A 12,597-nucleotide genomic window follows, 5' to 3' on the forward strand; every position below is an offset into this window, starting at 1 on the left:
CCGCACGAAATATTCTTTGGATAGCGAAAACTGTATACCTTAATTTGTTCTAGGAGAGAAAAAGATATACTTTCTAACGCAAAAAAACAGCTTTTCCAAATAAAAGCTGTTCTGTATCATTTAATTTATTTTTAACATATAGCGATTAATAGGTCTCCCCACTCTGCCGTATTCAACTGATAATTTCAGCTCGTTTTCCTGTTCTAAAAACTCTAAATATCTTCTTGCCGTCACACGCGCAATTCCTACGCCGTCCGCTACTTCTTCAGCGGAAATTGGATGATTTTGTTCGGAAAGATATTGTTGTATCCTCCTTAGCGTAACCGCATTTAGCCCTTTTGGAAGCAAATCGGCTTTTTCTTCGAATTGCTGAAACAGCATAGAATCTAATTCAGACTGAGTAATATGTTCTTTTTGACTTATTTTAACTTGAAACGAACGATACTGCTCAAGCGCTTGCTTCATTCGTTCAAACTTGAACGGTTTCATAATATAATCCACCGCCCCGTATTGAAGAACTTTCCGTACGGTTTCAATATCACTTGCAGCCGTAACTGCTATCACGTCTGTTTTATAGCCATTTGCTCGAATTTGCTGTAAGGTAGTTAAGCCATCTTGACTAGGCATGTACATATCAATAATCGTTAAATCAGGCTGATGCTGTTTAATGAGCTGCATACCCTCTAAACCATTCGAAGCTGCAGCGATAACGATGAACCCTTCAACTTGTTCAATAAATTGGCGGTTCACTTCTTGTACCATAGGATCGTCTTCTATGAGAAGCACCGTCCATTCTTTTTTATTCATTTCCCACTCCCCCTATAAAAAGAATGTAATGATGAAAGTCGTTCCAACATCTACTTCTGACTCTACTTCGATCTGACCGTTTCCTTTTTCAACAATTTGTTTCACTAAATGCAAACCAATTCCTCTATTTTCCTTTGCCTTGGTTGAAAAACCTTCATCAAAGATTCTCTCTACTTGATCCTCATTCATGCCACACCCGTTATCTTCAACTAATATAGAAAGAATCCCGTCATTTTGTTCCATACTTATATAGATCTTCCGTTCACGACGCTCCAAATGTTGATATGAATCAAAAGCGTTCTCAATTAAGTTACCAATAATAATCACAAAATCATGATGATCTAGGTAAGGAGGAAATGAGTGAAGCTCACTGTGGCGATCGATAGCTAACTCAATTCCAAGTTCTTTGGCACGGCTGACTTTGCTCAACAGCAATCCCGATATACTTTCATCTTTAATATGCTTATGAAGAAACTGGGTGAGCTCTTCTTGCTGTTCAGACACTTGAAAAACATACTGAAGAGCCTTGTCTTTATTTCCAAGTTGGATAAGCCCTGCAATCGTATGAAGTTTATTCATGTATTCATGGTTTTGAACTCTAAGAGCGCTTACAAATGATTTAACTCCTGTTAACTCTTCAGCTAATTTTTTAACTTCCGTTCGGTCTTGAAAAATAGCGACCGCACCGACTGTGTGATTATTAACCTTAATCGGCACACGATTGCTTAAAATATTCAAATTCCGAACTTGAAGCTCTCGATTATAAACAGGCTGATTAAGCTGCAGAATTTCTGGAAGTCTTGTATCTGGAATCACATCATAGATCTTTTTTCCAATTACCTCATCGGGTACATCCATCATAATTTTCGCTTTATGATTAAAAATAGTGATGTTCTCCTCTTTATCAATGGCAATGACTCCTTCATGCATGGCATTAAAGGTCTCCGTTCGTTCTACGAACAAACGAGCAATTTCATGAGGTTCAAGCTCAAACATCTCTTTTTTGATACGAGATGCAAGCGCCCACGCTCCCCATCCTCCAAAAAAAAGAGCAAGACCTGAGATAAGAAAAATTTCTTTTTTTAAACTTAAAATGACCTCTGTAAATTTCGGAAGAAGATAGCCTGAGACGACTACGCCTACTTGTTCATGCTGATCGTTCACAACGGGCACAAAAGAGCGAATGACCATTCCGCCTTCTCCTTTTGCTTTATCGGTATAGGTATGTTCTGCAAACGCCTGTCCCTCATCATCTCCTTTAGAGATTTTTCCAATCATGCTTTGCAAAGGGTGAGACAAACGTTCATGATTCATATTCATAACCACTACATAATAAGCACCGTGAATAATGCGAATCGGCTCTACAATTTGATTAATGTTCTTGCTATCTTTTTCAATTTTTTCTCGAATTTCAGGCATTTCAGCAACTGTTCTCGAAGTGATTAAAGCCCTTTGCTCTAAATCGTTTTCTTTTGACTGTACAAAATTATTAATCACCACGATACTTGCTAAAAACAACGAAAAGACCACGATAAAAAAGATTAACCCCGTCATTTTCGTTTGCATCGATAAGCGCGTCATAGCGGAACACCTACTGCTGATTGAAGTTTATTTTAATTTTACCACGTTGAGAAATTGCGTGTTAGAATATTTGTAGAGAAAAATTATTGAATCGCGGGGTTGGACATTTTGAAGATGTTTATAGGGGCAAGTATCATTGTCAGCGTTTTCTTGATGATTTATGTTTTTTTGCAGTATACGGTTATAAATCAAGATAATGTGTATCATGACGATGAGCAAAAAGGATTAAACAAGCAAATTGTGATTAATTTTAGCCACGTTGTAGCCGAAAACACTCCAAAAGGCTTAGCCGCTCAAAAATTTGCTGAAATCGTTAATCAAAAATCGGATGGCAAAGTTAAAATTGAAGTATATTCAAACGGTGTATTGTATTCAGACGATGAAGAACTTGCCGCCCTTCGCCGAAATGATGTACAAATGATTGCACCTTCCATTTCAAAGCTAAGCGACCTCTCCCCTACGTGGCAACTTTTTGATCTTCCCTTCATTTTCGATGATTACAGCGAGGCAAAACAAGTGTTTACCGGTAAAATCGGACAGGATTTGTTGAGTACGCTGCAAGAGAAAAACATTAAAGGGCTTGCGTTATGGAGCAACGGCTTTAAACAAATGACTAGCAATACGAAACCTTTGCTCCATCCAGCAGATTTTCAAGGTCAAACGTTTCGCATTATGCCAAGTGAAGTAATCAAAAAACAATTCGAACTTCTTGGCGCCAAGCCTCAGGCTGTCTCGTTTAATAAAGTATATCAATCCCTCGAACGACAGGAATTTGATGGACAGGAAAATACCATTTCTAATATTTATTCAAAACGTTTGTACGAGCTGCAAAAATATATGACCATCAGCAACCATGGATACTTGGGCTATGCTGTTTTAATGGATGAAAAGTATTGGGACAACCTCCCTGAAGATGTAAAACAACTATTAAGTGATGCAATGGTAGAAACAACTAACTGGATTTGGACTCAATCAAAAATGATGAACGATGAACAGCTGCAGCAAATAAAAAATAAATCTGGCATGCGCGTTTATTACTTAAATGATTTACAAAAAGCCGAATGGAAAAAACAGTTTAACTCTCTTTATCAATCGTTTGAAAACAATGCAACAAAACAAACGCTTGATATCATTCAGCAAATAAAAAATATCGAAAGCAAAAAGTGATGACTATATGTTCATCACTTTTTTTGACCAAAATGACCAAAAAGAACATTATCACCAGAAATATAAATAGTTAAAATTATCAGTTAATATAAGGATAAGAATAATGTAAGCGTTAACAAAAATATTCTCGAAAGGAGCATTACGTATGAAATTAAGTTTTAAAAATCTAACTGTTCAAGTTGTTATCGGTATCCTTCTTGGTATTGCAATTGGCTTCATGTTTCCTGAATTTGGAGCTAAATTAAAAGTATTGGCTGATATCTTCATTAAACTAATTAAGATGGTGATTGCCCCAATTATTTTCTTAACAGTGGTCATCGGTATCGGAAGCATGGGAGACTTAAAGAAAGTGGGACGAATTGGAGGTAAAGCTCTTTTATACTTTGAGATTGTCACTACTTTTGCCTTAGCAATTGGAATTATCGTTGTAAACTTTATTAAACCTGGGGCTGGCTTTAATATCAATGGCGCAAACGGAGCTGATGTTACTCAATATACGCAGCAAGCAGCTGAAGCGGAGCATGGCTTTATGGAGTTTATCATGGGAATTATTCCAGACAGCGTATTTGGCGCAATGGCAAATGGTGAATTATTGCCAATCTTATTCTTTGCCGTACTATTTGGAATGGCTACAGCTACACTCGGCGAAAAAGCGGCTCCTGTCATTACGTTCTTTGAACGCTGTACAGATATTTTCTTTGGCATTGTTAATATGATTATGAAACTTTCACCTATTGCGGCGTTTGGAGCGATGGCTTATACGATCGGTAACTTTGGAATAGGCTCTCTTCAAAAACTCGGTTTCTTAATGGGATCTGTTTACATTACTATGTTCTTATTTATTGTATTTGTACTTGGAACCATTGCTAAGATTTATGGATTTAATATTTTTAAATTCATTGCTTTTATTAAAGAAGAAATTCTACTTGTATTAGGTACGTCTTCTTCGGAATCTGCACTGCCAAAAATGATGGACAAAATGGAGAAGTACGGATGTTCAAAATCGGTGGTAGGACTTGTCATTCCAACTGGGTACTCATTTAACCTAGATGGAACAGCCATCTACTTATCCATGGCTGCTATCTTTATCGCTCAAGCGTATGGAGTCGACCTGTCGTTAATGCAAGAGATTACGCTGCTTGGTATTTTAATGTTAACGTCTAAAGGAGCTGCCGGAGTTACTGGCTCTGGATTTATTACACTAGCCGCTACGCTTGCTGCATTCCCAATGATTCCAGTTGAAGGAATCGCGCTGTTAATCGGGGTAGACCGCTTCATGTCGGAAGCTCGTGCTATTACGAACTTAATTGGAAATGGTGTAGCAACTGTAGTTGTATCGAAAATGGAAAATGAATTTCATCCTCCTGTAGAAACAGTACAAGATGTTAATTCCGCACCTCCATTAGCTAAATAATAAAAAAAGACCCCCTCACAGGGGTCTTTTTTTATTATTAATGCGTTTCTTTTTTAGAACGTCCGCTAAGTTTCCCAACAACAACAACTAAAATAGCTAACAAAATAGGAACAATCGTATGCAAATACGGATTTAATCCTTCTAATACATGTCCCACCGCTTTGTCTTTAAAGATCATTTCACCAGCAGTATAGCCAAGAAGCGCTGCTCCGGCAATGATGATAATTGGAAATTTTTCCATAATTTTCATCAAAAGCTGACTTCCCCAAATGATTAACGGAATGCTGATAACAAGACCAAGGATAATGAGTAGAATATTGCCGTTAGCCGCACCCGCAACCGCTACTACGTTATCTAAACTCATAACAAGATCCGCTATAATAATTGTTTTAATAGCACCTGCTAGAGTTGAATTCGCTTTAATATCTCCGTCATCTTCACCTTTTAAAAGACTAATCGCAATCCATAGAAGAAGCAGGCCTCCGATGAAATTTAAAAATGGGATTGTTAATAAATATACAGCGACAAACGTTAGCCCTACACGTAATACAACCGCTCCTAATGTACCGAAAACAACCGCTTTGTTTCGATGCTGGTCCGGAAGATTCCGACAAGCTAAAGCAATCACGACTGCGTTATCGCCACTCAGTACAATGTTAATCAGTAAAATTTCTAAAAGATTTAAAATAAAACTCTGATCCATAAAAAAACTCCTTGATTGATTTTTATTAGTCTATTTCTCTATCTCTTATTTCATTACTAGAAATAGAGAACTAAAACTCTATCAATATAACCCGTTCTTACCCTTTAATGAAGAGAAGTAGTTATTTCACTAACAGTATTTTATCACTAAAAAGAAATTTGAAATAGGTATTTGTAAAGGAAAAGTCAGTTCATTACAATAAATCAAACCTTATCCTTTATCTTTCATCTGTTTTTCACCATCACCCTCTACTATTAGTAGCAGGAGAGCATTTATAAAAAACAGAGTAATTTTTATAAATAATACAAGCCTCCAATTGCTTCTTCATTATTTTGTAGTTTTTCGGCAGCTACGATATAAGAAGGGAGAAAATAGGTATGATTTTAAAAGCATTAAAAACAAATAAATTATTAACTATTAACTATCAAAACAACGGTTTTGTTCAAACGGTAAAAGGTTATATTCAAAACTTAAACTTACTCGAACAAACGCTTCTATTAAAAGATGAAAATCAGCATGTACGATCACTTCGCCTATCAAGCATTAAAAATATTTATTGATAAAAAAAAGGAGAAATTCACGTTCCCATAACCATAAAAAGATCCGAACGATGAATCGTTCGGATCTTTTTTAAGCTAAATAAAAAACTTTTGTCCTATCCTCTTTTTATTTAACTCACTGTATGACGTGCGATTACTTCTTTAATTGATTCATATACAATTTCAACCATTGTTTTTAATTCTTCGTCTGTCATTGAAAGAATAGGCATCATCGTAATCACAGGACCTAGCTCTCTAATAATTAAACCTTTTTGACGAGCCGCTAAAATGATGTCTCCCATCACTTTTTTATCTTCAAAAATAGACTTTGTTTGGCGGTCTTTCACAACTTCGATTCCTGCCATTAATCCTCTTTGTCTAATGTCTCCCACGTTGGGCAGTTCATAAAGCTTTAATAGATAACGTTTAAAAACTTTTTCCTTTTCTTTTACACTACGGATTAACTCCCTTTCTTCTATCAGTTCAATATTTCTAAGCGCTACTGTACAGGCTAATTGATTTCCGGTATACGTATGTCCATGAAAGAACGTTTTATTTTCATCTGGATGAGCTAAAAAAGCATTAAATATCTTTTCGCTTGTTAACGTAGCAGCAAGCGGCATATACCCTCCTGTTATCCCTTTTCCTACACACATAATATCCGGTACAACATCTTCTTGTTCACACGCAAACAGCGTTCCTGTTCGTCCAAATCCAACGGCTACTTCATCACAAATCAGCAATACCCCGTACGCTTTGCACAGACGCTCTACTTGTTTTAAAAAACCGGGAGGATGAGTAATAATACCCGCTGCTCCTTGCACAAGCGGTTCAATAATCAAGCCGGCTACTTCTTCTCCGTTGTTCTGCAAGAGCTTCTCCAGCTGGTGAATACAGTAAGCTGAAGCTTGCTCTTCGGTTTCGAACCCGTCCATACGGTAGATGTAAGGAGAAGGTGTGGGAATGCGTTCAAACAGTAAAGGCTTAAAGATGCGATGAAATAAATCCATGCCTCCTACACTGACTGCCCCGATTGTATCTCCGTGATATGCCTCATTCAATGAGATAAATTTACTTTTGTTTTTGTACTTTGCAGAGTCGAGATTTTGCCAATATTGATAGGCAATTTTCAACGCAATTTCAACAGCGGCAGAGCCTGTATCAGAATAGAATACTTTCGATAAGCTGCCAGGAGTAATTTCCGCTAGCTTTTTAGCTAACAAAATGGATGGAACGTTTGCCGATCCAAGCAGCGTAGAATGCGCTAATTTCTCCACTTGTATATGTAAAGCTGTATTTAATTCCGGATCATTATGTCCATGCACGTTCACCCATAGAGAAGCGTATCCATCTAAATATTTGTTTCCCGCTACGTCATACAAATAGCTTCCCTCTCCTCTTTCAATGATAAGGGGATTCGATTCACGGTAAGCTTTCATTTGTGTAAAGGGATGCCATACATATTCTTTATCCCATTTTTCCAGCTCAGCTTTTTGATACGACACAGTCAAACACCTCCTGAATATGTTGAATCACACTTTTTTGCCTCACCAATTTCTCAATATATGCTTCTAACTCTTCATCGATATGAGTAAATACAGGTACAGTCATTAAAGAAGAGACTTGAAGCAGCTTTTCAATCGTTCGAACATTGTCTTTATGAATGATACTGCTGTGATTAAAACGATTAAAAATGAGTCCGTTGATTTTAAGATGATGCTCACTTGCATATGAAAAGGTAGAAAGCGCATCGTGAATAGCTCCTAATTCCGTTGTTCCAACAGCAATAACCGGCATTTGTGCATCTAGGATCAAATCTTTTGTCATATAAAACGTTGTTTCCTCTTCAATTAAAGGTACGGCAAGTCCTCCCGCTCCTTCCACGAGTACTACGTCAAATGCCTTTTTTAATTCATTAATGCGCTTTAAGACGATTGAAGGCTCTACTTGCCTATTGCTCAGTTTAATAGCCAAGTGAGGAGACGTCTCTGGCTTTAACTGATAAATACCTGTATTTGCTACTCCGAGCCTTGTTTCAAACCAGTGAATATCTGGATAACCTCCGATTTCATCTTGGTAGCCGGTTTGAAACGGTTTGCAAATTGTCGTTTTTATTCCTAGACGGCTAAGTACTTTATACAAAATGCTTGTCACCAGCGTTTTACCAATATCTGTTCCAGTTCCCGTAATAAAATACGCTTTGCCCACTTTCTTTCCTCCTCTTTTTTCTATGTCTTCATTACCCCGCTTTAGCCCGCTTTGATGATAAACGGCTAAATTGAGGCTTCATTCGGTGAATCAGCACTGAACATAAAATGCACAATAAAAGATCTCCAGGCATTGGCAAAACAGCTCCAAAAAGAAGTGTATCACTCAGTGAAAGAGGCTTTTCAATTATCCATTTCATTGCTCCGTAAAGCCAAAAGCAGCCGACTGCGTACACAATAGCTAACGTAGATAAATTAGCTAAAAAGATAGAAAAAGGTTTCTTTAAGTCATATTTTTGAATAAGGTAGCCGTTCATAAATGCACCCATAGCATAGCCAATTAAATAGCCAAACGTTGGTTTGAAGATATACCCTAAACCTCCTCCTTCTGCAAAAACCGGAACACCGATTAACCCAATACCTATGTAGCATAGCTGACTATACAAACCTAAACGCGGTCCTAATAGCGCCCCGGCTAAATAAACAGGAACAATTTGAAGAGTAAACGGTATGTAGGGAATAGGAATTTTTATAAATGCACCAATCGCCGTTAAAGCAGCAAATAAAGAAACATACGCCATTGTTCTCGTTTTCATGTTCACCCTCCTTTCTCTGTTCGCTGCTTTAAGTTTGCAATAATCTCTTTTTATTTGTCAACTTAATTTTAATTTAAGTTTACAAATAAAATATAAAAAAAGACGCAAAAACCTGGGCTTTTGCGTCTTTTTGATTTTTATAAAATTACCTTTTTGTCGTCTTTAAGCTGCACTTCTTGACGGCTGATAGATAAATCAACTTTCTTTTTTACACGTGCATGATAATAAGCATAAAACAGCAGCGCTAGTGGAATACCGACATACAGTGCCATTCGCTGCTCTGCATCAAATGCCATGCTTCCAAGTACAATCGTATTTAATACTAATGCGATTAAAGGCAATACCGGGTAAAGAGGGACTTTGAATTTTAAATCCTCGATTTGCCCTCCTTGATTTATATATCTTTTTCTAAATGCAAGCAGTGATGCAGCGATTGTAATCCAGCCAATTTGTGCACCTAAACCCGCTGCAGAAATAAGCCATACAAATACTGTTTCTTGAGCAAAGAATCCTGAAAGCAAAGATAAAAGTGCAATGCCTAATGTTAAAAGCAAGGCGTTCATCGGCACACCGCGTTTATTTACTTTCATGAAAGCTGAACTTGCCATGTTATCTTTTGACAATGAATACAGCATACGCGTTGCTGCATAAAGACCTGAGTTAGCTACAGATAACAGTGCCGTTAGGATAACAAAGTTCATAATGTCCGCTGCGTATGGGATACCAATTTGGTCAAATACAACAACAAATGGACTTTCAACTACGCCTGCTTTTTCAAGCGGAATCATCCCCGCTAAGACAGCTACAGCTAGTACAAAAAATACAAGCGTTCTCCATACCGTTTGTTTAATGGCTCTTGGTACAGTCTTGTCTGGGTTTTCACTTTCCCCAGCAGCTACACCGATAAGCTCCGTACCTTGAAATGAGAAGTTAACTGTAATCATCGTAATCAGCACGGCACTAATTCCGTGAGGGAACACGCCGTGAGCCGTATAGTTAGAGAAAAGCGGCGCGCTGTCTCCATTGCTTAATGGAAGAAAACCAAACATAGCAGCTCCACCAAGTACGATAAATAAAATAATAGCTAACACTTTAATGCTGGCGAACCAAAACTCCGCTTCACCAAACGCTTTAGCTGACAGTGCATTTAATGAAAATAATAAAAGCGCAAATATAGCACACCAGATCCATACAGGAGAATCAGGAAACCATCTTTGCATAAGCTGACCTGCTGACAAAAATTCTAATGCAACCGTTACAGCCCAGCCCAACCAATATAACCATCCAAAAGCGAAACCAACACCAGGGCCAATAAATTTTGTTGTATATGTCTGAAACGAACCGGAAACTGGCATTGCTACTGCAAGTTCCCCTAAGCAAAGCATTGTTAAATACATAATGAAGCCACCTACGATAAACGAAAGGATAGCTCCAATCGCTCCTGCTTGGCTAATCGTGTATCCTGTTCCTAAAAAGAAACCTGTACCGATAACCCCGCCGAGCGAAATCATAAACAAATGTCTGCTTTTCATCGTCTTTTTTAATTCATTTGTTTGCTGTTGTCCTTCTATCATATTAACGACATTTCCTTTCAACCTATTTATTACGAGATATTACCTAGAAAAAAATTAATAAACCTTTGTTTTCTATGCATATTTACTTACATATTTATGCGGTGTTCTCAATTTAAATGAAACAGCCTTTTGTAATCTTAACATAATGCTCACTAGATTTAAAATGTTTTTCTGCAAAAGTAAAATGAATTTTTCTTGAATAGTGTGATTTTCTTTTACTGTGGATATTCATAACCATTTTTCTGCAAATGAATAGGTGATGCAACAAGAAAAAAAGCTGTGCTTTCTAAGACGAAAGCACAGCTTTTTTTAACTTTTTACCAAACAAACAATCCAACAATCATAGCACTTAATAACGAAACAGCGATACCGCTCACAAGCAGTTTCCATACGTTTTTTCCAATAATCGTTGATTTACCTTCTGATAACGTAGAATTATACGTCCCATAAATCATACCCACCGTACTGAAGTTAGCAAAAGATGTTAAGAATGTTGTAGCAACTGCAATCGTATGCGGTGGAAGTGTATCTAGATTTTTCTTCAAATCCATCATTGCCACGAATTCATTTGTTGCTAGCTTGATACCCATCAGCTGAGCTACGTACATTGCATCATGTCCCGTTAGCCCTAGTAAGAATGCGAATGGACTAAAGATATAAGAGAAAATCTTTTGTACAGTCAAGCCGTCTACGATAACGCCTAAAATACCGTTAAGCGCAGATGTAAGAGCTACATATCCAATAACCATCGCTAAAATAACAATAACCATGTTCATTCCGACTAACATACTGTTTGAAATGGTAGAGAAAAAGTCTTTTTTCTCCGACTTTGGCGGTACGTAAATCATATCTTCTTCTTTTGTAACATGAACTGGATTCAATAAGCTCACTAAAATAAGCGCGTTTAAACAGTTCAGTGGAATTGCTGTAAACACATACGTAGCGGGAACCATCGTTAAATAAGCACCGATAATAGATCCGCTAATACTGCTCATACTCATAATTCCAAACGTAAGCAAACGGTTGTCTTTTAACACAGAAAGCTGATTACGAATAACCGCTAATGCTTCCGTATTTCCTAAAAACATCATTTGAATAGCGAAAAAGCTTTCTAATTTAGGCAAACGAGAAACTTTCGAAATGACCCAGCCTACTTTATCAATAATCCACGTTAAAATACCAAAGTAAGATAAAATATCAAAAAATGTCACGACAAAGATGATAGGCAGTAATGCACTGAAGAAAAAGTCAACCGTTTCATTTCCCATCACGGATGGGAACGCAAAAGCAATTCCATCGTTAGCACAGGAAATTAGCCAAGTAAAGAACGAAGCAATCTTATTAATAATCCATGTTCCGATTGAAGTGCCTAACATAAACCAAGTAATGAGGACTTCAACGACTAGCAGTGAAGCAATAGGACGCCACTTTATTTCTTTCTTTTTAGGAGAACATAAAAAGACGACACCCATTACTACAAAAACGCCTAATAAATTTAATAAAAAGTACATGCAAGCCACTCCCAGGTGTGTATTTGAAAAACAAAAAAAGCTCTTACTTTTCATAAATTCTGACAATAACAGAAAGTATGAAAAGTAAGAGCTTTGAAAGAAGACTGTACTCATGAGAATACGCCCTTCTTTTTGCTGCTTATATCCAAACTTTCTTGTAGTCTAGTTTTTTACGGTTACTAGGTAGAGACTATCAGACCATATTACTGATAATATACAAGATCGTAATCTTAGCTGTATTCAATTGATATGAACAAATTCTACCCTTTATTTTTTTAATAATCAACACTTTAAAAGTTTTTCGGAATAATAAAATTGGTATGAAAATTCTATTTATTTATTACTTCTTTTGAACTACTCATCAGAAAATTACACAAAAAAAGTGAATTTAACCGTTCTTTTAACTCAATTATTTTCCTATTTTTGAAACAAAGAATTTGATTCTTTGATGAGTATGTTTAAATATCTACTTCGCTTTTCATTTAATTCCTCAAAAAA

General features: G+C 36.9%; 11 protein-coding genes and 1 riboswitch. Of the genes, 3 read left to right on the forward strand and 8 right to left on the reverse strand.

The window, feature by feature from the left end; genetic code table 11:
- Window positions 1-120: 120 nt before the first annotated feature.
- Both ACFX40_RS04880 and ACFX40_RS04885 read right to left on the reverse strand, forming a co-directional pair.
- Window positions 121-807 carry a response regulator gene (locus tag ACFX40_RS04880; RefSeq protein ID WP_028407569.1) on the reverse strand — a complete coding sequence of 229 codons (687 nt, stop codon included), beginning with the start codon at window positions 805-807 and terminating at the stop codon, window positions 121-123.
- Window positions 808-819: 12 nt separating this feature from the next.
- Window positions 820-2,388: an ATP-binding protein gene (locus tag ACFX40_RS04885; RefSeq protein WP_060744869.1), complete on the reverse strand. Its 1,569-nt coding sequence runs from the start codon at window positions 2,386-2,388 to the stop codon at window positions 820-822.
- A gap of 108 nt (window positions 2,389-2,496) precedes the next feature.
- Between ACFX40_RS04885 and ACFX40_RS04890 the strand changes: the two genes are divergently transcribed.
- Entirely contained in the window at window positions 2,497-3,555 is a 1,059-nt protein-coding gene (locus ACFX40_RS04890; protein ID WP_028407567.1) for a DctP family TRAP transporter solute-binding subunit, read from the forward strand.
- Between the two features lie 145 nt (window positions 3,556-3,700).
- Entirely contained in the window at window positions 3,701-4,969 is a 1,269-nt protein-coding gene (locus ACFX40_RS04895; RefSeq protein WP_028407566.1) for a dicarboxylate/amino acid:cation symporter, read from the forward strand.
- A 37-nt stretch (window positions 4,970-5,006) separates the two neighbouring features.
- Here ACFX40_RS04895 and ACFX40_RS04900 read toward each other — a convergent pair whose 3' ends face one another.
- Window positions 5,007-5,672, reverse strand: coding sequence for a TerC family protein (locus ACFX40_RS04900; protein WP_050689286.1), 666 nt, complete (start codon window positions 5,670-5,672; stop codon window positions 5,007-5,009).
- A 377-nt stretch (window positions 5,673-6,049) separates the two neighbouring features.
- On the opposite strand from ACFX40_RS04900, the gene ACFX40_RS04905 reads away from it, so the two are divergent.
- Window positions 6,050-6,232 (forward strand): YolD-like family protein, encoded by a 183-nt coding sequence (locus tag ACFX40_RS04905; RefSeq protein ID WP_013081858.1) that lies wholly within the window; start codon window positions 6,050-6,052, stop codon window positions 6,230-6,232.
- Between the two features lie 110 nt (window positions 6,233-6,342).
- On the opposite strand, the gene bioA is transcribed toward ACFX40_RS04905, so the two are convergent.
- From bioA to ACFX40_RS04930, 5 genes are all read right to left on the reverse strand, one after another.
- Window positions 6,343-7,716, reverse strand: coding sequence for an adenosylmethionine--8-amino-7-oxononanoate transaminase (gene bioA / locus ACFX40_RS04910; RefSeq protein WP_377254341.1), 1,374 nt, complete (start codon window positions 7,714-7,716; stop codon window positions 6,343-6,345).
- Entirely contained in the window at window positions 7,697-8,419 is a 723-nt protein-coding gene (gene bioD, locus ACFX40_RS04915) for a dethiobiotin synthase (protein ID WP_033578116.1), read from the reverse strand. The genes bioA and bioD overlap by 20 nt, the downstream gene beginning before the upstream one ends.
- A gap of 31 nt (window positions 8,420-8,450) precedes the next feature.
- Window positions 8,451-9,014 (reverse strand): biotin transporter BioY, encoded by a 564-nt coding sequence (locus ACFX40_RS04920; RefSeq protein ID WP_377254344.1) that lies wholly within the window; start codon window positions 9,012-9,014, stop codon window positions 8,451-8,453.
- A gap of 137 nt (window positions 9,015-9,151) precedes the next feature.
- Complete coding sequence (locus tag ACFX40_RS04925; protein WP_013055535.1) at window positions 9,152-10,588, reverse strand: amino acid permease; 1,437 nt, start codon at window positions 10,586-10,588, stop codon at window positions 9,152-9,154.
- Window positions 10,589-10,905: 317 nt separating this feature from the next.
- Entirely contained in the window at window positions 10,906-12,099 is a 1,194-nt protein-coding gene (locus ACFX40_RS04930) for a NupC/NupG family nucleoside CNT transporter (RefSeq protein WP_013055534.1), read from the reverse strand.
- Between the two features lie 138 nt (window positions 12,100-12,237).
- Window positions 12,238-12,339: riboswitch (purine riboswitch) on the reverse strand.
- Window positions 12,340-12,597: the final 258 nt, after the last annotated feature.

Origin of the sequence: Priestia sp. YIM B13552, from assembly GCF_042787775.1 — a bacterium.
GTDB classification, from domain to species: Bacteria; Bacillota; Bacilli; order Bacillales; family Bacillaceae_H; genus Priestia; species Priestia megaterium_E.

Coding starts and splice junctions, on each gene's coding strand:
- ACFX40_RS04920 (WP_377254344.1), bottom strand. CDS start 9,014: ATGAAAACGAGAACAATGGCGTATGTTTCTTTATTTGCTGCTTTAACG.
- ACFX40_RS04900 (WP_050689286.1), bottom strand. CDS start 5,672: ATGGATCAGAGTTTTATTTTAAATCTTTTAGAAATTTTACTGATTAAC.
- ACFX40_RS04905 (WP_013081858.1), top strand. CDS start 6,050: ATGATTTTAAAAGCATTAAAAACAAATAAATTATTAACTATTAACTAT.
- ACFX40_RS04880 (WP_028407569.1), bottom strand. CDS start 807: ATGAATAAAAAAGAATGGACGGTGCTTCTCATAGAAGACGATCCTATG.
- ACFX40_RS04895 (WP_028407566.1), top strand. CDS start 3,701: ATGAAATTAAGTTTTAAAAATCTAACTGTTCAAGTTGTTATCGGTATC.
- ACFX40_RS04930 (WP_013055534.1), bottom strand. CDS start 12,099: ATGTACTTTTTATTAAATTTATTAGGCGTTTTTGTAGTAATGGGTGTC.
- ACFX40_RS04925 (WP_013055535.1), bottom strand. CDS start 10,588: ATGATAGAAGGACAACAGCAAACAAATGAATTAAAAAAGACGATGAAA.
- ACFX40_RS04885 (WP_060744869.1), bottom strand. CDS start 2,388: ATGACGCGCTTATCGATGCAAACGAAAATGACGGGGTTAATCTTTTTT.